The sequence below is a fragment of the Streptomyces sp. SA15 genome (assembly GCF_002291145.1).
Lineage (GTDB): Bacteria > Actinomycetota > Actinomycetes > Streptomycetales > Streptomycetaceae > Streptomyces.
Genome location: NZ_NTGE01000099.1, coordinates 196,816 through 221,161 on the forward strand (window position 1 = coordinate 196,816; position 24,346 = coordinate 221,161).

Annotated in this window: 24 protein-coding genes, 1 tRNA gene and 2 pseudogenes; 12 read left to right on the forward strand and 15 right to left on the reverse strand. The window is 69.0% G+C overall.

Annotated features, from left to right (window positions below; translation table 11 throughout):
- Positions 1-3 precede the first annotated feature (3 nt).
- From dnaJ to CLM62_RS21065, 4 genes are all read right to left on the reverse strand, one after another.
- Positions 4-1,194 carry a molecular chaperone DnaJ gene (dnaJ, locus tag CLM62_RS21050; protein ID WP_095751444.1) on the reverse strand — a complete coding sequence of 397 codons (1,191 nt, stop codon included), beginning with the start codon at positions 1,192-1,194 and terminating at the stop codon, positions 4-6.
- A gap of 33 nt (positions 1,195-1,227) precedes the next feature.
- Positions 1,228-1,944, reverse strand: a complete 717-nt coding sequence (grpE, locus tag CLM62_RS21055; RefSeq protein WP_095751445.1) for a nucleotide exchange factor GrpE — start codon at positions 1,942-1,944, stop codon at positions 1,228-1,230.
- Positions 1,941-3,785 (reverse strand): molecular chaperone DnaK, encoded by a 1,845-nt coding sequence (dnaK, locus tag CLM62_RS21060; RefSeq protein WP_095751446.1) that lies wholly within the window; start codon positions 3,783-3,785, stop codon positions 1,941-1,943. The genes grpE and dnaK overlap by 4 nt, the downstream gene beginning before the upstream one ends.
- A gap of 93 nt (positions 3,786-3,878) precedes the next feature.
- Positions 3,879-4,964, reverse strand: coding sequence for an MraY family glycosyltransferase (locus CLM62_RS21065; RefSeq protein ID WP_095751447.1), 1,086 nt, complete (start codon positions 4,962-4,964; stop codon positions 3,879-3,881).
- 224 nt (positions 4,965-5,188) lie between these two features.
- Between CLM62_RS21065 and CLM62_RS21070 the strand changes: the two genes are divergently transcribed.
- Positions 5,189-7,495, forward strand: a complete 2,307-nt coding sequence (locus tag CLM62_RS21070) for a (Fe-S)-binding protein (protein ID WP_095751448.1) — start codon at positions 5,189-5,191, stop codon at positions 7,493-7,495.
- Positions 7,496-7,573: 78 nt separating this feature from the next.
- Here the strand turns inward: CLM62_RS21070 and CLM62_RS21075 are convergent, their stop codons facing one another.
- Positions 7,574-7,969 (reverse strand): DUF6223 family protein, encoded by a 396-nt coding sequence (locus tag CLM62_RS21075; RefSeq protein WP_095751449.1) that lies wholly within the window; start codon positions 7,967-7,969, stop codon positions 7,574-7,576.
- A 244-nt stretch (positions 7,970-8,213) separates the two neighbouring features.
- On the opposite strand from CLM62_RS21075, the gene CLM62_RS21080 reads away from it, so the two are divergent.
- On the forward strand, positions 8,214-9,350 hold the full coding sequence (locus tag CLM62_RS21080) for a sensor histidine kinase (protein ID WP_095751450.1): 1,137 nt from the start codon (positions 8,214-8,216) through the stop codon (positions 9,348-9,350).
- Positions 9,347-10,009: a response regulator transcription factor gene (locus tag CLM62_RS21085; protein WP_095751451.1), complete on the forward strand. Its 663-nt coding sequence runs from the start codon at positions 9,347-9,349 to the stop codon at positions 10,007-10,009. Before CLM62_RS21080 ends, CLM62_RS21085 begins: the two co-directional genes overlap by 4 nt.
- Before the next feature lie 87 nt (positions 10,010-10,096).
- On the opposite strand, the gene CLM62_RS21090 is transcribed toward CLM62_RS21085, so the two are convergent.
- Positions 10,097-10,681, reverse strand: a complete 585-nt coding sequence (locus CLM62_RS21090; protein ID WP_095751452.1) for a TetR/AcrR family transcriptional regulator — start codon at positions 10,679-10,681, stop codon at positions 10,097-10,099.
- 72 nt (positions 10,682-10,753) lie between these two features.
- Between CLM62_RS21090 and CLM62_RS21095 the strand changes: the two genes are divergently transcribed.
- From CLM62_RS21095 to CLM62_RS21105, 3 genes are all read left to right on the forward strand, one after another.
- Entirely contained in the window at positions 10,754-11,599 is an 846-nt protein-coding gene (locus tag CLM62_RS21095) for a class I SAM-dependent methyltransferase (RefSeq protein ID WP_095751453.1), read from the forward strand.
- 202 nt (positions 11,600-11,801) lie between these two features.
- Entirely contained in the window at positions 11,802-13,187 is a 1,386-nt protein-coding gene (locus tag CLM62_RS21100; RefSeq protein ID WP_095751454.1) for an FG-GAP-like repeat-containing protein, read from the forward strand.
- Positions 13,188-13,339: 152 nt separating this feature from the next.
- A complete protein-coding gene (locus tag CLM62_RS21105) occupies positions 13,340-14,320 on the forward strand; it encodes a Yip1 family protein (RefSeq protein WP_095751455.1) in 981 nt (326 codons plus the stop codon).
- Positions 14,321-14,417: 97 nt separating this feature from the next.
- Here the strand turns inward: CLM62_RS21105 and CLM62_RS21110 are convergent, their stop codons facing one another.
- Positions 14,418-14,915, reverse strand: a complete 498-nt coding sequence (locus CLM62_RS21110; RefSeq protein WP_095751456.1) for a phosphoribosyltransferase — start codon at positions 14,913-14,915, stop codon at positions 14,418-14,420.
- Between the two features lie 19 nt (positions 14,916-14,934).
- Complete coding sequence (gene dcd, locus CLM62_RS21115; protein ID WP_095751457.1) at positions 14,935-15,510, reverse strand: dCTP deaminase; 576 nt, start codon at positions 15,508-15,510, stop codon at positions 14,935-14,937.
- A gap of 512 nt (positions 15,511-16,022) precedes the next feature.
- Here dcd and CLM62_RS21120 point away from each other — a divergent pair.
- A tRNA-Gly gene (locus CLM62_RS21120) sits at positions 16,023-16,096 on the forward strand.
- Positions 16,097-16,441: 345 nt separating this feature from the next.
- On the opposite strand, the pseudogene CLM62_RS53105 reads toward CLM62_RS21120, so the two are convergent.
- Both CLM62_RS53105 and CLM62_RS21130 read right to left on the reverse strand, forming a co-directional pair.
- Positions 16,442-16,798 (reverse strand): annotated as a pseudogene (locus tag CLM62_RS53105) (aquaporin); the annotation flags it as partial.
- Complete coding sequence (locus CLM62_RS21130) at positions 16,795-17,169, reverse strand: helix-turn-helix transcriptional regulator (RefSeq protein WP_095751458.1); 375 nt, start codon at positions 17,167-17,169, stop codon at positions 16,795-16,797. The pseudogene CLM62_RS53105 and the gene CLM62_RS21130, both read right to left, overlap by 4 nt.
- A 101-nt stretch (positions 17,170-17,270) precedes the next feature.
- On the opposite strand from CLM62_RS21130, the gene arsM reads away from it, so the two are divergent.
- Positions 17,271-18,164, forward strand: a complete 894-nt coding sequence (arsM, locus tag CLM62_RS21135; protein WP_095751459.1) for an arsenite methyltransferase — start codon at positions 17,271-17,273, stop codon at positions 18,162-18,164.
- 22 nt (positions 18,165-18,186) lie between these two features.
- Here the strand turns inward: arsM and CLM62_RS51655 are convergent, their stop codons facing one another.
- The 3 genes and pseudogenes from CLM62_RS51655 to CLM62_RS21145 all read right to left on the reverse strand — a co-directional run bounded on the left by CLM62_RS51655 (position 18,187) and on the right by CLM62_RS21145 (position 19,668).
- Positions 18,187-19,029 carry an ImmA/IrrE family metallo-endopeptidase gene (locus CLM62_RS51655; protein ID WP_306457928.1) on the reverse strand — a complete coding sequence of 281 codons (843 nt, stop codon included), beginning with the start codon at positions 19,027-19,029 and terminating at the stop codon, positions 18,187-18,189.
- A gap of 206 nt (positions 19,030-19,235) precedes the next feature.
- Positions 19,236-19,415: pseudogene (locus CLM62_RS53110) on the reverse strand (hypothetical protein); the annotation flags it as partial.
- A complete protein-coding gene (locus CLM62_RS21145) occupies positions 19,369-19,668 on the reverse strand; it encodes a hypothetical protein (protein ID WP_095751460.1) in 300 nt (99 codons plus the stop codon). The pseudogene CLM62_RS53110 and the gene CLM62_RS21145, both read right to left, overlap by 47 nt.
- A gap of 258 nt (positions 19,669-19,926) precedes the next feature.
- On the opposite strand from CLM62_RS21145, the gene CLM62_RS50125 reads away from it, so the two are divergent.
- Together CLM62_RS50125 and CLM62_RS50130 are read left to right on the forward strand one after the other, a co-directional pair.
- Positions 19,927-20,079 (forward strand): hypothetical protein, encoded by a 153-nt coding sequence (locus CLM62_RS50125; protein ID WP_179382170.1) that lies wholly within the window; start codon positions 19,927-19,929, stop codon positions 20,077-20,079.
- A complete protein-coding gene (locus CLM62_RS50130) occupies positions 20,076-20,231 on the forward strand; it encodes a hypothetical protein (RefSeq protein WP_179382171.1) in 156 nt (51 codons plus the stop codon). The genes CLM62_RS50125 and CLM62_RS50130 overlap by 4 nt, the downstream gene beginning before the upstream one ends.
- A gap of 92 nt (positions 20,232-20,323) precedes the next feature.
- Here CLM62_RS50130 and CLM62_RS21150 read toward each other — a convergent pair whose 3' ends face one another.
- Complete coding sequence (locus CLM62_RS21150; protein ID WP_095751691.1) at positions 20,324-20,776, reverse strand: Lrp/AsnC family transcriptional regulator; 453 nt, start codon at positions 20,774-20,776, stop codon at positions 20,324-20,326.
- Positions 20,777-20,999: 223 nt separating this feature from the next.
- Between CLM62_RS21150 and CLM62_RS21155 the strand changes: the two genes are divergently transcribed.
- Entirely contained in the window at positions 21,000-21,551 is a 552-nt protein-coding gene (locus CLM62_RS21155) for an OsmC family protein (RefSeq protein WP_095751461.1), read from the forward strand.
- A 462-nt stretch (positions 21,552-22,013) separates the two neighbouring features.
- On the opposite strand, the gene CLM62_RS21160 is transcribed toward CLM62_RS21155, so the two are convergent.
- Complete coding sequence (locus CLM62_RS21160; RefSeq protein ID WP_095751462.1) at positions 22,014-23,195, reverse strand: MalY/PatB family protein; 1,182 nt, start codon at positions 23,193-23,195, stop codon at positions 22,014-22,016.
- A gap of 416 nt (positions 23,196-23,611) precedes the next feature.
- Between CLM62_RS21160 and CLM62_RS53115 the strand changes: the two genes are divergently transcribed.
- Positions 23,612-24,067 carry a TetR/AcrR family transcriptional regulator gene (locus tag CLM62_RS53115; protein WP_373559169.1) on the forward strand — a complete coding sequence of 152 codons (456 nt, stop codon included), beginning with the start codon at positions 23,612-23,614 and terminating at the stop codon, positions 24,065-24,067.
- Positions 24,068-24,346 lie beyond the last annotated feature (279 nt).

The window sequence follows — 24,346 nt, forward strand, 5'->3', positions numbered from 1 at the left end:
GCTTCATGCTCCCTTCGCGGCCTGGAACAGCTCCGCCCGCGGGTCCTCGCCCGCAGTGGCCTCGCGATACGCCTCCAGCGCATCACGAGCCTTCCCCGTCAGGTCCTTCGGGACACTCACCTCTACGGTGACCAACAGGTCTCCGCGGGTTCCGTCCTTGCGGACCGCGCCCTTGCCCCGGGCGCGCATGGTGCGGCCGTTGGGCGTGCCCGGCGGCAGCTTGAGCGTGACCGACGGGCCGCCGAGAGTGGGAACCCGGACCTCGCCGCCCAGTGCCGCCTCCGCGAACGTGACCGGAACCGTCACCGTGAGGTTGTCGCCCTTGCGGCCGAAGACCGGGTGGGCGTCCACGTGCACGGTGACGTACAGGTCGCCGGCCGGGCCGCCGCGCTCGCCCGGTGCGCCCTTGGCGCGCAGCCGGATCCGCTGCCCGTCGGTGACGCCCGCCGGGATGCGGACCTGCATCGTCCGGGACGACTTCGCCCGGCCGCTGCCCTTGCACTCCAGGCAGGGGTGCTCGGCGATCAGGCCGCGCCCCTTGCAGTCGGGGCAGGGGTCGGTGAGGGAGAAGCCTCCGCCGGAGCCCCGCGCCACCTGGCCGGTGCCGACGCAGGTCGGGCACACGCGCGGTGTGCCGTTCTTGTCGCCGGTGCCGGAACAGGCCTTGCAGGGCTGCTGGCTGGACATCCGCAGCGGGACCGTCGCGCCCTCGATCGCCTCGGTGAAGCTGAGGGTGACCTCGGACTCGATGTCCTGACCGCGCCGGGGCTGCGTACGCGTTCCCGTGCCCGTGCCGCCCCGGTTGAACAGGCCCCCGAAGACGTCTCCGAGTCCGCCGCCGAAGCCGCCGGCTCCCTGGCCGCCCTGGCCGCCTGGGGCGCCGCCTCCGAAGAGGTCGCCCAGGTCGAAGTTGAAGGAGCCGCCGGCACCGCCGGGCCCCGGGCGGAAGCCGCCGTTGCCGAAGAGGGCGCGTGCCTCGTCGTACTCCTTGCGCTTCTTGGGGTCGCCGAGGATGTCATTCGCCTCGGAGATCTCCTTGAAGCGCTCCTCCGCCTTGACGTTGCCCTTGTTGGCGTCCGGGTGGTACTCGCGGGCCAGCTTGCGGTACGCCTTCTTGATCTCGGCTTCGGTGGCGTCCTTGGGGACGCCGAGGACCTTGTAGTAGTCCTTCTCGATGAAGTCCTTGGTGCTCATCCTCGACGTCCCTCCTCTCCTGTCGGTTCAACGTCAGCCCTCGTCCGGGCCACCGTTCTCCTTGTCCTTGTCGTCGCCGGCGCCGGATTGACCGGAGGCGGCCGCCTCGGACGGCTCCTCGCCCTTGACGGTCTGCGCCCCCGGCTGAGGCTCGGCCACGGCCACCCGCGCGGGGCGGATGGTGCGCTCGCCGAAGCGATACCCGGGCTGCAGAATCGCCACGCACGTCGTCTCGGTGACGTCCGGCGCGTAACTGTGCATCAGGGCCTCGTGGATCGTCGGGTCGAAGGGCTCGCCCTCCTTGCCGAACTGCTGAAGCCCCATCTTCGCCGCGACGGTCTCCAGCGACTCGGCCACCGACTTGAAGCCGCCGACCAGCTCACCGTGTTCCCGCGCGCGGCCGATGTCGTCGAGCACGGGCAGGAGCTCGGTCAGGAGGTTCGCGATGGCGATCTCCTTGACCGTGATCCGGTCCCGCTCGACCCGGCGGCGGTAGTTCTGGTACTCGGCCTGCAGCCGCTGGAGGTCCGCCGTGCGCTCACCGAGCGCCGTGCGTACCTGGTCCAGCTGCGCCGTCAGGCCGGCGATCTGTGCTGATGCGTCCCCGGCCGGGGCCGCCCCCTCCGTGCTCGAACCGGCCGAGCCGGTCGGGCCGTTCGTGGGGGAGGCGGCCTGCGGCTCGGCGTCGTCAGGGGTGGCGCCGGAAGGGACGTCGGGCTTTTCTTCAAAGCCCGGGGTCTCCTCCGTCACGCGGCACCGTCCTTGCGCTCGTCGTCCACGATTTCAGCGTCCACGACATCGTCGTCGGCCTTGGGAGCCTCGGCACCGGCGGACGCGCCACCGGTGGCCTGCGAGGCCTGGGTGTCGGCGTACATCGCCTGGCCCAGCTTCTGCGAGACCGCCGCGACCTTCTCGGTGGCCGTGCGGATCTCCGCGGTGTCCTCGCCCTTGAGCGCGGCCTTCAGCTCCTCGACCGATGCCTCGACCTCGGTCTTGATGTCGCCCGGGACCTTGTCCTCGTTGTCCTTGAGGAACTTCTCGGTCTGGTAGACCAGCTGCTCGCCCTGGTTGCGGGTCTCGGCGGCCTCGCGGCGGCGGTGGTCCTCCTCCGCGTACTGCTCGGCCTCCTGGCGCATCCGGTCGACCTCGTCCTTCGGCAGCGAGGAGCCGCCGGTGACGGTCATCTTCTGCTCCTTGCCCGTGCCCAGGTCCTTCGCGGTCACGTGCATGATGCCGTTGGCGTCGATGTCGAAGGAGACCTCGATCTGCGGGACGCCGCGCGGCGCCGGGGGCAGACCGGTCAGCTCGAACATCCCGAGCTTCTTGTTGTACGCCGCGATCTCGCGCTCGCCCTGGTAGACCTGGATCTGCACCGACGGCTGGTTGTCCTCGGCCGTGGTGAAGATCTCGGAGCGCTTCGTCGGGATCGTGGTGTTGCGCTCGATCAGCTTGGTCATGATGCCGCCCTTGGTCTCGATACCGAGGGACAGCGGGGTGACGTCGAGCAGCAGGACGTCCTTGACCTCGCCCTTGAGGACACCGGCCTGGAGCGAGGCGCCGATGGCGACGACCTCGTCCGGGTTCACACCCTTGTTGGCCTCCTTGCCGCCGGTCAGCTCCTTGACGAGCTCGGCGACCGCGGGCATACGGGTGGAGCCACCGACGAGAACGACGTGGTCGATCTCGGAGAGGCTGATCCCGGCGTCCTTGATGACGTTGTGGAACGGCGTCTTGCAGCGCTCCAGCAGGTCCGCGGTCAGCTGCTGGAACTGGGCCCGGGTGAGCTTCTCGTCCAGGTGCAGCGGGCCCTCGGCGGAGGCCGTGATGTAGGGCAGATTGATCGAGGTCTCGGTGGAGCTCGACAGCTCGATCTTGGCCTTCTCGGCGGCCTCACGGAGACGCTGCAGGGCCATCTTGTCCTTGGACAGGTCCACGCCGTGGCCGGACTGGAACTGCTTGACCAGGTAGTCCATGACCCGCTGGTCCCAGTCGTCACCACCGAGGTGGTTGTCGCCGTTGGTGGCCTTCACCTCGACGACGCCGTCACCGATCTCCAGGAGGGACACGTCGAAGGTGCCGCCACCGAGGTCGAAGACGAGGATCGTCTGGTCGTCCTTGTCGAGACCGTAGGCCAGGGCCGCCGCGGTGGGCTCGTTGACGATACGAAGGACGTTGAGACCGGCGATCTCACCGGCTTCCTTCGTCGCCTGACGCTCGGAGTCGTTGAAGTACGCCGGGACGGTGATGACCGCGTCCGTGACCTTCTCACCCAGGTACGACTCGGCGTCCCGCTTCAGCTTCTGCAGGATGAACGCGGAGATCTGCTGCGGGTTGAAGGGCTTCCCGTCGAGCTCGATCTTCCAGTCGGTGCCCATGTGACGCTTCACGGAGCGGATCGTCCGGTCCACGTTGGTGACGGCCTGACGCTTGGCCACCTCACCGACGAGCACCTCACCGTTCTTGGCGAAGGCGACGACGGAAGGCGTGGTCCTGGCGCCCTCGGCGTTGGTGATGACGGTGGGCTCGCCGCCCTCCAGAACGCTGACGACGGAGTTAGTCGTGCCCAGGTCGATGCCGACCGCACGTGCCATTGTGATTCCTCCAGCTGACTTGAGTGGAACGGACTCAAGTGTGCACGACGCCCCGCGCTGGGTCAACAGACCTGAGTCGCACGGACTCAACTCTTATCCGTTCCTTACACGCAACTGGGTGCTGACCTGCGGTGACGCGGATCTCCGGGCGGCACCGTGAGGGTCGCGAGGGCGGTGAGGGCCGTGAGTGCCACGAGGGCCCTGAGGGCCCTGAGGGCCGTAGACCCGGATCGGCAGCAGTGCGAGTACGACGAGCAGGGCACCCCCCACCACCCACAACACCCGGGACTCCGCCACCCATCCCATGTGCACGAGGACTCCGACGAGTACCCCGGAGAACCCGGCGACACCGAGCAGGATCGTCACGCCCGCCGGGGTGAGCCCGAGCCGGCGCAGCCGGTGCGCGAGGTGGTCGGGACCGCGGCGCAGCAGGGGCCGTCCGGCCAGCCGCCGGGAGAGGACGACGAGGACGACGTCGGCGCCCGCCACGGCCGTGAGCGCGAACAACACCCCGGCGCTGGAGGACAGTTCGTATCCGGTGCGGGTGAACACGGCCGCCGAGGCGAGCACGAACCCGGTGAACAGGGACCCGCACGAACCGAGCCCCACGCGCGCGGGCGGCCAGTTGTGCATGAGGAACCCGGTCAGCGCGGCGGCCAGCACGCTCAGCAGCGCGGCGAGCCCGTCCATCACCTCGGCCGCCGCGCACACACCCACACCGAAGGCGGTGACGACCCCCAGGGTCCCCGCCAGGGCGTCCGTGTGGTCGAGCGACCGGAAGCCGATGGCGACGCACACGATCCAGCCCACCGCGAGCAGCCCGCCCGGCACCCCGGTCTCCTCGTACGGCACCACGCAGGCCGCCGCGGCCGCCGTACCGCCGATCAGGAACCGCGCCTTCACCCGCCGCACGTCGGCGACCAGCCCGAGCAGGGCGACGACCGCCCCGGCCACGAGCAGATCGCCGACCTCGTCGTCGAGCGGCGCGACGCCGGTCCACTCCCCGGCGGCCGTCACCAGGCAGGTGACGAGCGCGACGGCCACTCCGCCGAAGAGCGGAAGCGGCCGCTGCCGCCGCCGGTCGAGGACACCGAGGCGCCGGGCGGGGGCCCGGAGCAGCACGGTGAGCACGGCGGCGAGGAGCAAGGCGGTGGTGGCGGCTGCGATCCCGTAGAGCACGGATCTAAGTTAGGGGCGAATGTACCAATTTGGTACGAATAACACGTTCGGATCTTAAGGCAAGCCTCAGCGACGCAGATCACCGCACGGCTGGCTACAGTGCGACGGAAGATGGGGGTAGTCTCAAACCGACCGCATAAGTTACCGCTTAGTAATACCGCTTGGTAATCTCGAAGAGCCCCACGCAGGTATCTCGAACCCTCGCAGGCCCGAGGAGCCCCGAAATGCAACTCGCCGCGATCATCGTGTCGCTGGTCCTGACCGTGGTCGGCGTTGCGCTGCTCGCACGCGCCATCGGCCAGTTCGTCCGGTACTTCAAACTGGGCCAGCCCGTGCCCGCCGGCAGCCGGACCGACAACCCCTATTCGCGCAGTGTGACGCTGGTGCGGGAGTTCCTCGGCCACACGCGGATGAACCGCTGGGGCATCGTCGGCTTCGCCCACTGGTTCGTGGCGATCGGCTTCCTGACGCTGCCGCCGACCATCATCACCGCCTACGGCCAGCTCTTCCAGGCCGACTGGACGCTCCCGGTGATCGGCGGCTTCCTGCCGTACGAGCTGTACATCGAGTTCATCGCGGCGATGACGACCATCGGCATCGCGGTCCTGATGGTCATCCGCCTGCTGAACCTGCCCTCGCGGCCCGGCCGCAAGTCGCGGTTCGCGGGCTCGAAGATGGGCCAGGCGTACTTCGTCGAGTACGTCATCCTCACCATCGGCCTGGCCATCTACGTACTGCGCGGCCTGGAGGGCGCGCTGCACCACGTAGAGCACTACGAGGCCGCGTACTTCGCCTCGTACCCCCTGGTCCTGGCCTTCAAGGGCCTGAGCGTCGGCGCGCTGCAGAACCTCGTCTACCTCTTCGCGATGATCAAGCTGGGCACGACCATGATCTGGATGATCACGGTCTCGCTCAACACGAACATGGGTGTGGCCTGGCACCGCTTCCTGGCGTTCCCGAACATCTGGTTCAAGCGCGAGGCGACCGGTGAGACGGCCCTGGGCGCCCTGCAGCCGATGACATCCGCCGGCAAGCCGATCGACTTCACCGACCCGGGCGATGACGACGTCTTCGGTGTCTCCCAGGTCGAGCAGTTCTCCTGGAAGGGCCTGCTGGACTTCTCCACCTGCACCGAGTGCGGGCGCTGCCAGTCGCAGTGCCCCGCATGGAACACCGGCAAGCCGCTCTCCCCGAAGCTGCTGATCATGTCCCTGCGGGACCACGCGCACGCCAAGGCGCCGTACCTGCTGGCCGGCGGCGGCAAGACGATGGAGGGCGAGGAGAAGGCGTCGGAGGAGCAGCTGGCTTCCGTCCCCGCCGCGGCTCTCGCCGAGGCCGAGCGCCCGCTGATCGGCACCGCCGAGGAGAACGGCGTCATCGACCCGGACGTCCTGTGGTCCTGCACCACCTGCGGCGCCTGCGTCGAGCAGTGCCCGGTGGACATCGAGCACGTCGATCACATCGTCGACATGCGCCGCTACCAGGTGATGATCGAGTCCAGCTTCCCCTCCGAGGCGGGCACGATGCTCAAGAACCTGGAGAAGAAGGGCAACCCCTGGGGCCTGGCGAAGAAGCAGCGCCTGGAGTGGACGAAGGAAGTCGACTTCGAGGTGCCGGTCGTCGGCAAGGACATCGAGGACCTGTCCGAGGTCGAGTACCTGTACTGGGTCGGGTGTGCGGGTGCGCTGGAGGACCGCGCCAAGAAGACCACCAAGGCCTTCGCAGAGCTGCTGCACATGGCGGGCGTGAAGTTCGCGATCATGGGCGGCGACGAGAAGTGCACGGGTGACTCGGCGCGGAGGCTCGGCAACGAGCCCCTGTTCCAGGAACTCGGCATGGAGAACGTGGCCGCGCTGAACATGGCGTTCGGGGAGTCCCTCAACGAGGAGGGAGAGGTGGACGAGTCCACTCGTAAGCCGAAGTCGGCCAAGAAGATCGTCGCCACCTGCCCGCACTGCCTCAACACCCTCGGCAACGAGTACCCGCAGCTCGGCGGCGACTACGAGGTCATCCACCACACACAGCTGCTCCAGCACCTGGTGGACGAGGGCAAGCTGATCCCGGTGACGCCGGTCGAGGGCCTCATCACCTACCACGACCCCTGCTACCTGGGCCGCCACAACAAGATCTACACGCCTCCGCGCGAGATCATCGCGGGCGTCCCCGGCCTCCGCAACGAGGAGATGCACCGCCACAAGGAGCGCGGCTTCTGCTGCGGCGCGGGCGGTGCGCGGATGTGGATGGAGGAGCGGATCGGCAAGCGCATCAACAACGAGCGGGTGGACGAGGCGCTGTCGCTGAACCCCGACATCGTGTCGACGGCCTGCCCCTTCTGCCTCGTGATGCTGACCGACTCCGTCAACGGCAAGAAGAACGAGGGCAAGGCGAAGGAGTCCATCCAGGTGGTCGACGTGGCCCAGCTGCTGCTGCAGTCCGTCAAGACGCCGGTCGCGGACGACGAGCCGGACGACGAGCCCCCGGCGGGCGAGACGGACGCGGAGAGCGCGCCGGAGCCGCAGCCGGTGAAGTAGGCGTTACGGCTGTTTCGACGCCCTCTGCCCTTTGCGGGGCAGGGGGCGTCGTCGTTTCCTCAACGAGTCTTCAGCCGGTCAGCCCGCGCTGCGATGCGGCTCTGCGGCGCTGTTGCGGGAGTGCGCCAGTGCCAGCCCCCCGAGGACCATGGCGATCAGCCCCACCACCAGGGCCACGATGGCCCCGCCCAGCCCGTTGCCGGTGCCGAGACCACCGTCGGAGGTGGCTACGACCAGCCCACCGAGGCCCATGGCGATCAGTCCCGCCGCCAGGGCCACGGTGATTCCGAGTCGCCCGGAGCCGGTGCCGGAGCCGGTGCCGGAGCCGGAGCCGGAGCCGAAACGGCCGGTGGGGCGGGCCAGAGCCAGCCCACCGACGACGACGCCGATCAGCCCCAGCACGGCGGCCGAACTGGCCCCGAGCCGCCCGGCGCTCATGGCGTAGACACTGGCGGCGACCACTGTTGGGCTCATATCCCTCTCCTCGTTCGTTTGGCTGTCGGTTCGTTCGACTGTCGGTTCGTTCGGCTGTCGCCCGATCATGTCGCCGGGCGCACCCGCCGGTCGTCCCGCAGACGCATACACTCCGCGCTGCCGCCGATGGCGAACCCGGCTGCCGCGGACGTCGTAGACGCCGCGGCGGTACCGCGGGCGCGGTAGTCGGCCGCTCGTCCCCGAGCGGGACTCGCCCGCGACGACATCCGGCTACGGTGCGCGCATGAGCACAGGACTGTCCGGAGTCCCGGCCGGTGTCAGAGACTGGGTGATCGCCGTCGGCGTGGCGACGGCGCTGCTGGTCACCGGGCTGTCCGGGCAGCACTCCGCCACGAACCTCGACCTGCTCGGCTACGCGCTCCTGGTGGCCGGCGGCCTGACGCTGGCCGCACGCCGCCGGGCCCCGGTTCCTGTCCTGGCCGTCACCGGGCTGTGCGCGGTGGGTTACCAGGCGGCCGGATTCGACGTGGCCGCCGTCGCGTACCTCTTCGCGGTCTACGCCGCCGTACGGGCGGGACACCGCACCCTCACCCTCGCGGTGTCCGTGGCCATGCTGGCCGCTCTCCCCCTCGCTGCCCTGGCCTCGGGCCCGCACGACACGAGCGAGGCGTTCGCGCAGGCCCGGGGCGCCCTCGAGCTGGCCTGGCTGATCGCGGCCGGCGCCGCGGGTGAAGCGCTGCGGCAGGCCGAGCGGCGGGCGGACGAGGCCGAGCGCACCCGGGAGGAGACCGCGCGGCGCCGCGCCGACGAAGAGCGGCTGCACATCGCGCGGGAGCTGCACGATTCGCTCACCCACCAGATCTCGATCATCAAGGTGCAGGCCGAAGTCGCCGTCCACGTGGCCCGCAAGCGCGGCGAACAGGTGCCGGAGGCCCTGCTGGCGATCCAGCAGGCCGGACGGGAGGCGACCCGGGAACTGCGCGCGACCCTGGGCGCGCTGCGCGACGACGACACGACCCCGCCCCGAGGGCTCGACCACGTCCCGGAACTGGTGGAACGAGCCCGTGCCATCGGCCTGGACGCCACGCTGACGATCGAGGGGCAACGGCACGACGTGCCGGCCGCAGTGGACCGTACCGCCTACCGGATCGTCCAGGAATCGCTCACCAACATCGCCCGGCACGCGGACGCCGCCACGGCGTCGGTCCGGATCGACTGCCGTCCGGACGCCCTCGCGATACGCGTCGACGACGACGGCAAGGCGACGCCGGGCACCGCCCCGCTACCCGGGGTCGGCCTGCTGGGCATGAGCGAACGCGTCACCGCACTCGGCGGTCGCCTGCGCGCGGAACCGCGCGACCAGGGCGGCTTCACCGTCCAGGCCGAACTCCCTGTCGACCGGTTGGACCAGACGTCATGATCCGTGTCCTGCTGGTCGACGACCAGCCGCTCCTGCGCAGCGGATTCCGCGCGCTCCTGGACCTCGAGGACGACATCGAGGTGGTGGCCGAGGCAGGCGACGGACAGGAGGGCCTGGCCCTCGTCAAGGAACACCTCCCCGACATCGCCCTCATCGACATCCGGATGCCGGTCGTCGACGGCATCGAGGCGACCCGACGCATCGCCGCCGACCCGGACCTGGCCGGGGTGCACGTCGTCATCCTCACCAACTACGGCTTCGACGAGTACGTCTTCAACGCGCTGCGCGCAGGCGCCGCCGGTTTCCTCGTCAAGGACATCGTGCCGGAGGACTTCCTCCACGCCGTACGCGTCGCCGCACGCGGTGACGCGCTGCTGGCCCCGTCGATCACCCGCAAACTGATCAACCGCTACGTCACCCAGCCGCTCCCCACCGCGGTCGGCACCCAGCTGAAAGAGCTCACCAACCGCGAACGAGAGGCCGTAGCCCTGGTAGCACAAGGCCTCTCCAACACCCAGATCGCCAACGCCATGGTGATCAGCCCGACGACGGCCAAGACCCACATCAACCGGGCGATGACCAAACTCCACGCCCGCGACCGAGCCCAACTGGTGGTCCTGGCCTACGAATCCGGCTTGGTGCCCCCGCCGCGACAGTGACATGCGGGACCAATTGGCAGATCTGTTCCACCGGCGGGACTGCGTGACCTGGGGTTTTCCTTCGCGGGGGTGGAACAGATCTGCCAATCACCCCCCGACACCCACGACCGTGATCACCAGTCTGCGGACGGCACTCGCATCCGGTGGGGCGCTCGTTCGGTCGGCGAAGAGCAGGTGGGCGGCTCCGATGAGGGTGGGGGCGAGTGTCTCGACGTCCGCGTCCGGTGCGAGACGGCCGTGGTCGCGCTCGGCGGTGAGGTACGACGCGACCATCGCCGTCGCCTCGGTCAGCAGCGGGACGCCGGTCGAGCCGGCCGCGCGCAGTCGCGCCCGCAGGTCGTCCCGGAAGATGACGAGGCCGACGATCGACACGGCGACCGCGTCGAACAGCTCCGTCAGCGCGGCGGCGAGGTTGCCGACGACGGTGCCGGTGCCGGCCGCCGCGCGCAGGGCCGCGGAGCGGCCGTCCAGCCGGGCGATGCGGTCCAGTACGAGCTCCGCGAGGAACGCGTCGAAGTCGGCGAAGTGCCGGTGCAGGACTCCCTTGGCGCAGCCCGCCTCCGTGGTGACCGCCCGGCTGGTGAGCGCGTGCGGGCCGTCGCGGAGCAGGATCCGCTCGGCCGCGTCGAACAACTGCCGGCGCGCGTCGCGCATGGCCACCCCTGTCGGCATACCGCGTCTCCCTTCGCGAGTGGGCGTGCGCCCAGTATTGACGAGTGGGCGAGCGCCCACCATAGTGGGCGTATGCCCACTCCAGAGTTGCCGACCCCATCGGGGACCCCATCGCCGACCCAGGAACAGCCCCACCAGGCCCGCCGGACCGCCGAGTCCTTCGGCACGGACGCCGAACGCTACGACCGCGCCCGGCCTCGTTATCCCGACGCCCTGGTGAGCCGGATCGCCGAGAGCACCCCTGGACCGGACATCCTCGACGTCGGCTGCGGCACCGGCATCGCCGCCCGGCAGCTCCAGGCGGCCGGCTGCCGCGTCCTCGGCGTCGAGCCCGACGCGCGGATGGCCGAGCTCGCACGGCAACTCGGCGTCGACGTCGACGTGGCGAGGTTCGAGGAGTGGGATCCGGCGGGGAGGGAGTTCGACGCGGTTGTCGCCGGGACCGCCTGGCACTGGATCGACCCGGTCGCCGGGGCGGCCAAGGCCGCGCGAGTACTGCGGCCGGGCGGGCTGCTGGCACCCTTCCACCACGTCTTCCAACTGCCGCCCCGCCTCGCGGAAGCCATCGCCGACGTCTGCGAACGGGTCGTGCCGGACGCCCCGTTCGACTTCCGGGCCGTGGCGGCCGGGCCCGCCCTCGACACGTACCAGACCCTGTTCGACAAGGCCGCCGACGGTATCCGCGAGGTCGGCCGGTACAGCGAACCGGAGCAGTGGCGGTACGACTGGCAGCACACCTACACCCGCGACGCGTGGCTCGACCAGATGCCCACCCAGGGCGCCTTCACCCGCCTCCCGCCGGACCGGCTGGCGCAGATCCTGGACGGCGTCGGCGCGGCCGTCGACGCGATGGGCGGCAGCTTCACGATGCCGTACGTGACCGTGGCGATCGCCGCGACGGCCACCACCAGCCGCTGACGCGCACCCCACCAGCCGCTTCTGACCCCGCGCCTCCGAAATTCACCGAACTCCCGTACAACCCTTCCCCACCAGCGCAGGTCTCCTGATCGCCGACCGACCGTGCGCGCACCCGGGCCCTCCCACGCACACGTCCGACGGTCCGCGCCCCATCGACTGCGGATGCCCGCCAGGCATCCCCGCGTGCCGCAGGAGAACCCGCATGCACAAGCACTTCGGACGAGCCCTCGCGACGGCCACCGCGGCCGCGCTGACGGGCGGTCTGCTCACGTTCGCGACGGCCGCACCGGCGACGGCCGCGACCGGCCAGTACGCGGCCGACTTCAACGGCGACGGCTACAAGGACGCCGTGGCCACGGCGCCGCAGGCCTCGGTCGGCGGCAAGTGGTGGTCGGGTGCCGTCGGCATCGTGTACGGCTCGTCGAGCGGCGTCGGCCGTACCGCGTCCGTCAGCCAGAACGCCACCGGTGTGCCCGGCGGGGCCGAGGACTCGGACCTGTTCGGTGAGGCCGTGGCGGTCGGCGACCTCAACAAGGACGGCTACAGCGACCTGGTGGTCGGCACGCCGTACGAGCAGGTCGGCGAGGACGTGGCGGGCGGCACGGTGGTGATCGTCTGGGGCTCGTCGAGCGGCCTGAAGGGCGCGACCACCGTCAAGGACCCGGCACCCACCAAGCACGACCGCTGGGGACAGGCCCTGGCCGTGGGCGACTTCACCGGCGACGGCAGGCCCGACCTCGCCGTCGGCGCCACCGGCACCACCCAGTGGATCATCAAGGGCGGCTTCACCAAGGCCGGTGCGACGGGCGCGAAGATCACGTACACGACGTCGTGGACCGGCAGCGCGGGCGTGCGGCGCCTGACCTCCGGCAAGATCAACACCGACACCAAGGCCGACCTGGTCGTCGGCGGCCGCGCCAAGATCGGCACGCAGCGCACTCTCGACCACAACTTCGTGTACTTCGGCACGAGTTCGGCCCCGACGAAGAGGTCCGAGCTGCCGTACGGCACCCAGGTCGCCATCGCCGACCTGAACAAGGACGGCTACGGCGACGTCGTCTCCGGCTGGACCCAGACCGCGACCGGCAGCGACCAGGACGGCAACGGCCCGGCGGTCGTCTCGTACCTCACGTCCTCCGCAAGCGTCTCCTCCTCCCTCCGACTTCCGTGGCCCGGCATCCCGTCCGTCGGCGACATCAACGGCGACGGCTACAAGGACCTGGCGCTCGGCGACCCCGACGACTCCACCGAGGGCGGGGTCGCCGGAGCGGTCCACCTGCACTACGGCAAGGCCGCCGGCCTCACCGCGGACGCCGTGACCCTCACCCAGAACAGTGCCGGCGTCCCCGGAGCCGCCGAGACGAACGACTTCTTCGGCGAGGGCATCCTGCTCACCGACCTCACCAAGGACGGCAAGGCCGACCTGCTGGCCGCCGCGAACGGCGAGAACGAGATGGACGGCCTCGTCACCGTCCTGAAGGGCTCCGCCACGGGCATCACGACGTCCGGCGCGAAGACCTACGGCCCGAGCGCCTTCGGCATCTCCACGGCGGACGACCCCAGGCTCGGCTCGATCCTGGCCGGCTGACGAGGCGGACCGGGCGGGCGGGGCAGACCGAGCGGACCAGGCAGACCGGTCGGACCGGGCGGACCAGGCGGACCAGGCGGACCGTCAAGGCCTCTCCCGTACGGCGAACCCCTGAGCCACCCCCTTGACTCCCCCGCCCCTTCCCTTAGGGGATGTCACAGCTCGGCCGCAAAGCCGGGCCCGATCCGTCGGGCCCGGCACGTCACTCTCGGGGACCAGGTACGTTCGAAGACGTGGCTGGATTCAGGATCGGACGCGGCCGGACCAACGGCGCTCCTCACGCGCGACCGCAACAACCTCCGTACGGGCAGCAGCAGGCGCCCCAGGGACCGGGCCCGTCGTACGGCGGCTATCCCCCGGCGCCGCAGCCGTACCCAGGGCAGCAGCAGTACGGCCCCGGGCCCGGCGGCCAGGGCGGTGGCTACGACGAGCCGGAGTACTTCGGCGACGGCGCCCCGTACCCGCAGCAGGGCGGCCCGGACCCGTACGCCGCCAACCACCCTGGCCACACCCAGGCGTTCGCCGTCGGCGAGGACCCCTACAACCAGGGCGGGACCTACCGCGCGGGCTCGGCTCCCGCGGCCCCGGTCGGCCCCCGCCTGCACTGGAAGCAACTGCTGCGGGGAGTGCTCCTCTCCCCCAACCAGACCTTCCTCCAGATGCGCGACTACACGATGTGGGGCCCGGCCCTCATCGTGACCTTCTTCTACGGCCTGCTCGCGGTCTTCGGCTTCGACGGCGCCCGCGAGGATGCGATAAACGCCACACTCTCGAACGCGGTGCCCATCGTCCTGGTCACCGCCGTCGCGATGGTGCTGAGCTCCTTCGTCCTGGGCGTGGTCACCCACACCCTGGCCCGCCAGCTCGGCGGCGACGGCGCCTGGCAGCCCACGGTCGGCCTCTCCATGCTGATCATGTCCCTCACGGACGCCCCCCGCTTGATCGTCGCCATGTTCTTCGGCGGCGACGCCGGCTTTGTCCAGCTCCTGGGCTGGGCGACCTGGGTGGCGGCCGGCGCCCTGCTGACCCTCATGGTCAGCCGCTCCCACGACCTGCCGTGGCCGAAGGCGCTGGGCGCGGCGGCGATCCAGCTGATCGCGCTGCTGTCGATCGTGAAACTGGGCACGTTCTAGGCGTTTGCCGTACGACGACAAGGGCTCCCGGCGCGAGGCCGGGAGCCCTTGTCGCTGTGACCGTCAGGCGGCCGGCCCTCAGGCTGCCGGCCTGCCCTCAGGCGTCGAGGACCTGCCCCGCGTGCCGGACCACGGGCGGCTGGACGGACCACGGGAAGTTGATCCAGTCATCCGTCCGCTTCCACACGTACTCGCATTTCACGAGCGACTGCGACTTCTCGTAGATCACGGCGCTGCGCACCTCCGCCACGGCGTCGACGCAGAAGTCGCGTACCAGCTTGAGCGTCTTGCCGGTGTCGGCGACGTCGTCCGCGATGAGCACCTTCTTGTCGGTGAAGTCGATGGCGTTGGGGACGGGAGCGAGCATGACGGGCATCTCGAGGGTCGTCCCCACCCCTGTGTAGAACTCCACATTCACCAGGTGGAGGTTCTTGCAGTCGAGGGCATAGGCGAGCCCGCCGGCCACGAAGACACCGCCCCGGGCGATGGAGAGCACGACGTCGGGCTCGTACCCGTCATCGGCGACGGCCTGCGCGAGCTCGCGCACGGCGACGCCGAACGCCTCGTAGGTCAGGTTCTCTCGTATGTCACTCATGTCGCCGGCTCCCCGTCCGTCACACCTGCGTCCGATGGAAATTGAGGAAGGACCGGGAGGCGGTGGGCCCCCGCTGCCCCTGGTACCGGGACCCGTACCGATCGCTGCCGTACGGGAACTCGGCCGGCGAACTGAGCCGGAACATGCACAGCTGCCCGATCTTCATGCCGGGCCAGAGCTTAATGGGGAGGGTGGCCAGGTTGGACAGCTCGAGGGTCACATGCCCGGAGAACCCGGGGTCGATGAACCCGGCGGTGGAGTGGGTGACGAGCCCCAGCCGCCCGAGAGAACTCTTGCCCTCCAGCCGCGAAGCCAGATCATCGGGAAGCGTGATGACCTCGTAGGTACTGGCGAGGACGAACTCCCCGGGATGCAGGATGAACGGCTCGTCCCCCTCCGGCTCCACGAGCCGCGTCAGATCCACCTGCTCGATGGAGGGGTCGATGTGGGGGTACCGGTGATTCTCGAACACCCGAAAATACCGATCAAGCCGCACATCGACGCTGGACGGCTGCACCATGGATTCGTCGTAGGGATCGATCCGTACCCGCCCGGCGTCGATCTCGGCCCGGATGTCCTTGTCTGAGAGAAGCACGCCCCGAGGATACGCAAGGCGCGCGGACCGACCACAATCGGACGACCGCGCGCCTGTGCTGCTGCTACTCCTGTCGCTCCCTTACCGCTTCTCCAGGCTCACCGGCACCACACTGCGGAGCCGGGCACACCGTGGACATCGGACGAGCCGACCGGGGCCGAGCCGCTCGGCCTGCTGCATCGGGAACGAAGCGGTGCTGAACACGTGCCCTTCGGCACAACGGACGACGGTGCGCTCCATCAAGTCGCTTAAGTCCCTTCCCCAAGAGCCGCGTCTGGCTGCTGCTTGCCTGACGACAAATGCCACATTACGGGATCAAAGGAACGACTCTCCAGGCGGCACCCCGTACCACCCGGACCTCTCCCACCTCTCCACCGTACGCCCCAACTCCCGCCCCCCGCAGCCCCGTCACACCTCTGAAACGCCCTCGGGCCCCACGGCTTCAGCACCGGGGGCCCGACATGAGGTAAAGTGACGACGCGTTCCGACACCGGTTCCGACCGGCGTCTTACGCGGGTGTAGTTTAATGGTAGAACATCAGCTTCCCAAGCTGAGAGCGCGAGTTCGATTCTCGTCACCCGCTCCATGATGAAACCCCAGGTCAGCGGCCTGGGGTTTGTTTATTGTCTAGACCAATTTGGGGGTGGCGTGCCCTCCGCATGCCCTAAGTCGAGGTGAAGCGGCCACTTCAGAGGCATTCAGGGGCCACTTTGGGTCACTCGACTCCCGAACGCCTCAAATCGTGAGACGCATTTTGTGTGACCTGGGTCACCACCGCGTGCCTGGCTCGCGAAGTCGCGTATGCAAAGCGGCAGTTCACAGACAGGCGTCCGCCATTGCAGAAGCCGATGCGTTCGTGATTGACGATGCCCAGGCGGCCGCTATAGGCGCGGCTCCACGCCGAGGTCGGCGAGCAGGCCGCGGATGTGGTCCTCACCAGCGGCTTGCCGAACATGGCGTCGGCCAGGGCGGCACCCGCTGCCGCACCAGCGATCTGGGCAGGGACATACGCGCCCACGTCCCGCGCCGTGAGCCCGTCGCCTGCGCGACGGCCAGTCAGCCAGGCGGCAAGCGTGACGACAGGGTTGAAGTGAGCGCCGGAGACAGGCCCGAGCAGCACGATGAGCACGCCCAGGCCGAACACGGTGGCCAGCGAGTTGGCGAGCAATTGGACGCCGACGTCCCGGGACAGTTCGGTGGCCTGGATGCCGGAGCCGACCACCACCGCGACCAGCGCCGCCGAGCCGACGGCCTCGGCCAGGGCACGGCGCCCCAGGGAGGCGCTCACGCGAGTGCCTCGACCGCAGTCGGCGTCTTCAGGAACACGGCGAGCCGGTCGAGAGCCGCCGGCAGCACCCAGTAGTACACCCACGTGCCACGGCGCTCGCAGTCGATGAGACCGGCCTGGCGCAGGAGCTTGAGGTGGTGGGAGATCGTCGGCTGGGACAGGTCGAAGGCAGGGGACAGTTCGCAGACGCAGACCTCACCGCCCTCGCCGCGTGAGGCGATCATCGACAGCAGGCGCAGCCGGACCGGGTCACCGAGAGCCTTGAACACCTTCGCCAGCTCGGCCGCCTGGCCCTCGTCCAGCGGAGCAGACGAGGGCCCCGGGCAGCAGGCGGCATCCTGGCCGATCACCTCAAGCTGCTGTTTCGACATACCTCTATGTTGAAGTTTTTCGATCCAAGGCGCACGGTTGCATCAACTTCAATACAGGCTGTTCCGGGCACCGCCATGCCCAGTCACCCAGGAGTGAAGTGATGAACGAGCAGTCCACCGACCTGCGCGAAACCGTCCGTCGGCGCTACGCCGCCGCAGCCGTGAAGGTCACCGAGGGCGGCACCGCCTGTTGCGGGCCGCAGCCGGTCGAGGTCGACGAGAACTTCGGCTCCACGCTGTACGCCGCCGACGAGCGCAACATCCTGCCTGCCGAAGCGGTCGCCGCCTCCCTCGGCTGCGGCAACCCGACCGCTGTAGTGGAACTGTGCGAGGGCGAGCACGTCCTCGACCTCGGCTCCGGCGGCGGCATCGACGTCCTGCTCTCCGCCCGCCGCGTCGGCCCCACCGGTAAGGCGTACGGGCTGGACATGACCGACGAGATGCTCGCCATGGCTCTCGCCAACGTGGCGAAGGCGGGCGCGACCAACGTCGAGTTCCTCAAGGGCACCATCGAGGCCATCCCGCTGCCCGCGAACATCATCGACGTGGTCATCTCCAACTGCGTCATCAACCTGTCCGTCGACAAACCAGCCGTCTTCGCCGAGACTTTCCGCGTCCTCAAGGCCGGCGGCCGCATCGGCGTCACCGACGTCGTCGCCGACGACACCCTCACCCCCGAACAGCGCTCCGAACGCGGCGACTACGTCGGCTGCATCGCCGGCGCGTTGTCCTTCGCCGAATACCGGGAAGGGCTCGAAGCCGCCGGGTTCACCGGCGTCGAGATCACGCCCACCCACGCCGTCGCCGACGGGATGCACTCAGCCATCGTTCGCACGGTCAAGCCCTCCACCACTGATGAGCCGGGCTCCTCGAACGCCGCGATGGGCGCGTGCTGCGGCGTCGCCGCCTGCTGCACCTCGGACGAGCAGGCCACCGATCCAGCCACCACGGTGTCGGAGGCCAAGGCCGCCTCAGGGTGCGGCTGCCAGAGCTGACCAGCCCCCGTCGGACGGCGTGTCAGCGGACCACGGACAACCGCGGCCGGTTGTCCGCACCGCTGTGCCGTTGCCCCTCTCCCTCCTGCGCGGTGACGACGAGCCCGAAGATCAGGTCGTTGAGGTCGGCGGGCCGCAGGTGAAGCTCGCGGGCCACATCCGGAAGTCGCGTCCCCTCCCTGCGCAGAGCAGTGAACACCTTGCCCAGTACCTGGGAAGTCTCGCGGGCGACTCCGCTCCGCGGCTCTGACTTGCGGTCGCCGAGGCGGCCCAGTTCCACGCAGTGGGTCCGGTACTGCCACTCGGTCGTCAGACCCAGTTCGTGCAACCGGTGGGCGAGCGCCATGGCTGCGACCTTCCAGCGGCGCTTGGCCTGGAGGATCCAACTCGTGCTCGCACCATGCGGCACGTGGGCGAGGATGTCCGCCCGCGGCATGAGGAACGCGGCGGCGAACCGATGTGCTTCCGCCTCGGCCTGCGGGCCGTGCGGCATCTGTTCCTCTCCGTGCAGGACGAGGTGTCCGAGTTCGTGGGCGGCGTCGAAGCGCCCGCGGTCTTCTCTGTGCTCAGCAGGATGAATAGGATCCCCCGGTCCCAGAAGGAGAAGGCATCGACTTCGGGGCAGTCCCGGGAGAGGGAATGGACGCGAACACCGTGCGCCTCCAACAGGTGCACCACGTTCGGGATCGGTGCGTTTCCGAGTCCCCAGCGGGCGCGCACCAGGGATGCGGCTTCCTCCGCCGGGACGTCCCTGCCGGCCGCCTCCCCTGGATGGGGAATCCGATCCTCGTCCGAGCCCAGGCGGCTGAACGAGGTCAGCGACGGGGTTTCGGGGATGGGCAAGCGGAAGTGCGCCCCGATCCAGTCCTGCAGCGTGCGCGCCAGCCGCCCTGAGCTGAGGGCGATGTCACGCTGAGAGGCGGTCATCTTACTCAGGGCACGGAAGCTGACCGAGTCGGCCGTCAGCTCGGCCACTTCCTCGGCGCTGAAGAAGGAAGGGGGGAACGTCGGTGCTGTCGCGATCGCCTCCAGAGATGGAGGGCTGGGAGTGGCCCGTCCGCTCTCGAAGTCGGACAGCCTGCGTGGCGTCAGGCCGGCCATCCGGGCGAGCCGGGTGACGGTCAGCCCCCGGCGCTTGCGCGCCAGGACTGGCCGAGATGCGGTGGTCATGGGAGGAGCCAAGTGGGAGGTCTGGGCAGGGAGGTCAGGACAGGCGCTCGATCGGAATGTCGATGGCGCCCTGGTCGGCATCGTCGGCGAACGGAGTGAAGCCCTCGAAGTCGATCCAGGGGAGGATGATCCGCTCGTACCAGCTGCTGATCTTGCCACGGCTGCCCGTGTCGTTCGGAAACGACAGCTCCGCGTGGAGTCGCGTGCCTTGCTCGGTCTTCGAGTGGTGGTAGAGCAGGAACCAGGTGGGGATGCCGTCTCCCGTGTCCTGCTGCTCCGGCTCTGCCTCGGTCTCGCCGAACAGCAGCAGCTGTCGGGCCTCTACTCGCTTCATGACCGCGTTGCCCTTCGTGTAGCGAGTGGCGGGCGTGAGCGCGGCCTACCCAGTCTCTGGGCTGCCGCTGGAAGCCGTGATCGCGAAGCCGCCGGAGGGTGCGACTAGCTCCGTACTTCGCGGGTGGCTGAGTCGGGTGCAGTTGCTGCCCCGCCGTGTCCGGTCCTGGGCTGGTCGTGTTGACCGGGTGTGACGAAGTCTTCCCGGTCCCCGCGGCTGCGGACGGTGCGCCCGCGCCTGGAATGTGTGGTCACCTCCGTGGTGGAGAAGCGTCTGGGCGCTCTGCAGTCGCCCACCTTTGATGGCCGACTCGGCGCCTGCCGCGCGGGTGAACTCGCCTTCGTCTTCGACATCCTGCGCTTCACTGGCCTGATCGGCTCCGTGCCCTCGGAGCACTCGCCGACACCATGAACATTGCCTGGATCGACTTCGCCATCACCGGCGACCGCGGTTGGCCCGCCTACGACGCCCGGCTCCGTGCCACCAAGCGCTTCGACGAAACCTTACAACTGGTCCACGACCCGCGACCTGACCCCAGCGCCGCAGGGGGCAACCGCCGCTGACGCAGGTCGTCCACCGGCGTCAGCGCCAACACCACCAGGGCCGCTCGTGCCGGCATTGGGCCCAGTGCCGAGCGGGGTGGCGGGGCGTCGTCTCAGGTGGGGAGTGGGCGCGCCTCGACGATGTGCTTCATGACGATGGTGGAGGTCAGTTTCTGTACACCTGGCAGCCTGGTCAGTTGCCCTTCGTAGAGCTTCCGGTAGTCGGCAAGGTCGACGGCCACGACGTGCAGGAGGCAATCGGGATCGCCGAAAAGGCGTTGTGCCTGCAGAACGTTGGGAATTGCGGCGACGGCCTCGTCGAAGGCCGCCAGCGTCGACTGATCCTCCCGCCGCAGCGTCACGAAGACCAGCGCTTCGAAGCCGAGTCCCATCGCCTCCGGATCCAGCACTGCCTTGTATCCGCGAATCACGCCTGCGCGCTCGAGCTCGCGCAGCCGCCGCTGGCAACGCGAGATGCTCAGCCGGACCTTCTCCGACAGTTCCGTGATCGTCTGGCGACCGTCCTTCTGTAGCTCCGCAAGAATTTCGCGATCCACCCGGTCAATGGGCAACTCTCTCCCCAATCCGTCTGGCTGCTAGCAAAGGTGGCAAAAATATAGCGGTCGATCCCGCCTAGCCTCGTCTTAGAGAGTTAACGCGGTCGACTGCTTCTTCAGGGGCGAAGTGTGCGCCGCGCCGCGACACATTTCTCAGTCCTGAGTGGCGGTCCGATGGCCGCGGCCATCGCTCACCCTGACCGCCCCACGCCAATCGGAGGAACCAGTACTGATGTCCGTAGTCAACGAGATCGACGTAAAGGCTCTGCAGGAGACCATCGACGCCGTTCGGGCCACTCCCAAGCTCGGCCAGGTCACCTTCGCTGTCGACGGTACGTGGCAGGGCGGTTTCCGGATCAAGGCGCAGACCGGCGCCCTGACGCAGGGCGGTGAGCGCGACGAGCAGCGTGTGGCGAAGTACACGATGACCAGCGACGAGCCGACCGCGCTGCTGGGCACCGACACCGCGGTCTCGCCCGCGGAGTACGTTCTGCAGGCGCTGGCAGGCTGCTACACCGTCACACTCACCGCCAACGCCGCCTCGCGCGGCATCGAGCTCAAGAGCTTCCGGCTGGAGCTCGAAGGCGAAATCGACCTGCGCGGTTTCCTCGGTATCGACACCGCAATCCGTCCGGGCGTGCAGCAGCTGCGCGTTCGCGTCCACATCGAGGCCCCTGATGCCACCCGCGAGCAGCTCGAAGAGCTGATCTCCCTCGTCGAGAGCCGTTCGCCCATCCGCGACACCCTCGTTAACCCGGTCGACGTCGTCACCACGCTTGTCTGAGCACGCGACAGCCCGGACGCCCGAACTGTAAAGGACAGTCGCGGCGCACGACCCGCTGCCCGCATCCGCCCGAAAGCGGCATCGGACGGCGGGTCAGCCACGTGCGCTGGTGTCTTCCAGGGTGGGCATCCGCAGGAGGAGCCTGGAGACCCCGCACGGCGGTATCCGGGCTCAGGCGCGCCTGTTTCCCTCAATTGCGCATGGACTCATCGCTGAGATGCCAATGGGCTGAGAGACGCGCGGAACCGAATGCCCAGGCCCGCTTCTCGCCCCGCCTGGATGGGACCCCCTCCTGGGGCATCGGGAGCTCGTCAGTGAGACCAAGAGTGGCCGAAGACGGATCGCATGGGCCGGCCTCTGAGACGCGGCACGGTTCTGCGGCGGCGCACAGGCGGTTACCTAAGCAGTCCTGCTGAGCGGACCGCAGAGGCTACCCATCACGTCCCTTTCGAGTCGACGAACTCACAGTACGGAGGCCATCCTGCGGACCCCTTCGGCGAGGATTTCCGGGGAGGTGGCCAGGTTCATACGGACAAACCCCGCTCCGCCTGGCCCGAAGGCCATCCCGGAGTTGAGGGCGATCCTGCCTCGTTCCAGGAAGACGGCCGCCGGGTCGTTGCCAAGGGCCAGTTTCCGGCAGTCCAGCCAGGCCAGGTAGGTGGCCTGGCCTGGGCGGCAGCGCACGGCGGGCAGGTGAGTGGACAGTAGATCGCCGAGCAGATGACGGTTTTCGTCCAGTCCGGCCAGCAGGCTATCGAGCCAGGCACCGCCCTCCCGTAGGGCCGCGGTGTGGGCGATGACGCCGAGGTGGCTGGGGCCGTGACTGACTTCCTCGGGGAGGCGGGCCAGGTCGTCGGCGGCCTCGGGGCCAGCGATGGCGAGGGCGGCTTTGAGACCGGCCAGGTTCCATGCCTTGGAGGCGGACATCACCGACAGGCTGTTCTCCGCGCCCGGCACGCTCAGGTAAGGAACGAAGGGGGTTCCGGCAGCCACGATGGGAGCGTGGATCTCGTCCGCCACGACGCGCACGGCGTACCTGCGCGCAAGCTCGGCAACATCGGTCAGTTCAGTGGCGGTGTGTACGGTGCCGGTCGGATTGTGCGGACTGCACAGCAGATACACCGGCCGCCCGCCGCGACCGGTGGCTTTCTGGAATGCGACCTCCAGGGTGGTCAGGTCGATCCGCCCTTCCTCGGTCAGCGGCGCCTCGACAACCGGCCGGCCGTCGTTGCGGATGAACTGATAGAAGGGCGGATACACAGGGCAGTTGACCACGACGGGGTCCCCGTGGCCGGAGACCAACTTGAGCATCTCGACGATGCCCAGCATCACGTCAGGGACGATCGCCGTCCGCTCAACAACCAGGTCGTCCCAGTCCCAACGTCGCGCGGCGAAGTCCGCGAATGCCTCGCCATAGGCGGTTCCGGCCGGATACCCGGTATCTCCGCGCTCCACCGCACTGTGGATGGCTCGTGCTACGGGCTCGGCGACCGGCACGTCCATCTCCGCCACCCACAGTGGCAATACGTCGTCCTGGTAGGTCGTCCACTTCATACTCGTGCGCTGCCGCAGCTGCTCCAGAGACAGCTGCCGCAGTGGGTTCACGCCGCGAGTTCCAGTGAGGTCCTTCAATGCGTCATCCATGAAGCGAAAATAGACCGCATGTCGCGCGCATTGTTTGCCTTTCTTGTGCTATCCACCTTCGGAGCGGCAAAGAGCCACCCAGTGTGGATCGCGATTCAGCAAGGAATTTGCGCCTGCCGGTTGCGACTCTTGCTCTGGGTCTCCCGCTCAACGCAGTGATCCTGCCGAGCATGGGCTGTCTCGATGCCGCCGTCCTCCAGTCGCAAGCCCAGGGTCACGTCACAAGGACGGCTCTGGTCTTGAGGCGGCCGAAGGACTTCGACCGGGTGTCCGTCCCGTTGGTCGGCGTGGAGAGAGGGCCCCGGCGGTTGAGGAGTGTGGCGAGGCGTCGACTACGTAATGCCCTCCGCATCCTTCGACAGAGGGCGACTTGGTTGGTTGACGAAATCGAATGACTAAGTCAATGCCTTACTTTCGTGGCATACGTCTCAGCGGCCGAGCGCCGCCCTCAACTGACCAAAGCGGCCATCGACCTCATGAGCAGGGAGGGCGTCGCGGCCGGAAGCACACGCGCGATCGCTGCCGAGCTGGGCGTCGCCCAGGCCACCGTGCACTACACCTTCGGTACGAAGGAGGGCTTGTACCAGGCCGTCCTGGAGCAGCTCACGGAAAATCTGGTCGTGCAGGTCGAACGGGCCGCACCGGGGGAAGTCGGCTTCGAGGAGACCACGCGTGTCGCCACCTGTTCAGTGCCGGCATCGGTCGAGTTCCGGAAGCCGTCATGTGCCGTCTGCGTCCGGAGTGCCGTCCACGTCCGCGCTCTCGCCACTCCGGGTGTCGGGCTCCGCCGCCTGCTCGCGGACGCCCGGCACCCTCAGGCGAGCCGATCCTTGCGGACCGCGGAGGAGGCAGCCGAGACCGGCAGGCCCTGACCGCGGCCCCCGGCACCACACTTCGGGGGCTCGACCTCGCGGCGTCCTGATCTCCACCCGTCTCGGTCCGGGCGTGATCCCGGACCGCGGAGACACGACGCGGGGCACCTGAGCACCCCGCGCCCGCAGAACGCGTGTCCGGATCCAGGATTCATCCTCTGCTGAGGTTCTTGCTCACACCGACGCGCTGCGGGCCCGCCGCCCGTACCCGGGGCGGCCGACCGGCTCGCCGGCGCGGCCGTGAAGACTCCGCGCGTTGCAGGGTGGGTGCGGCACCGT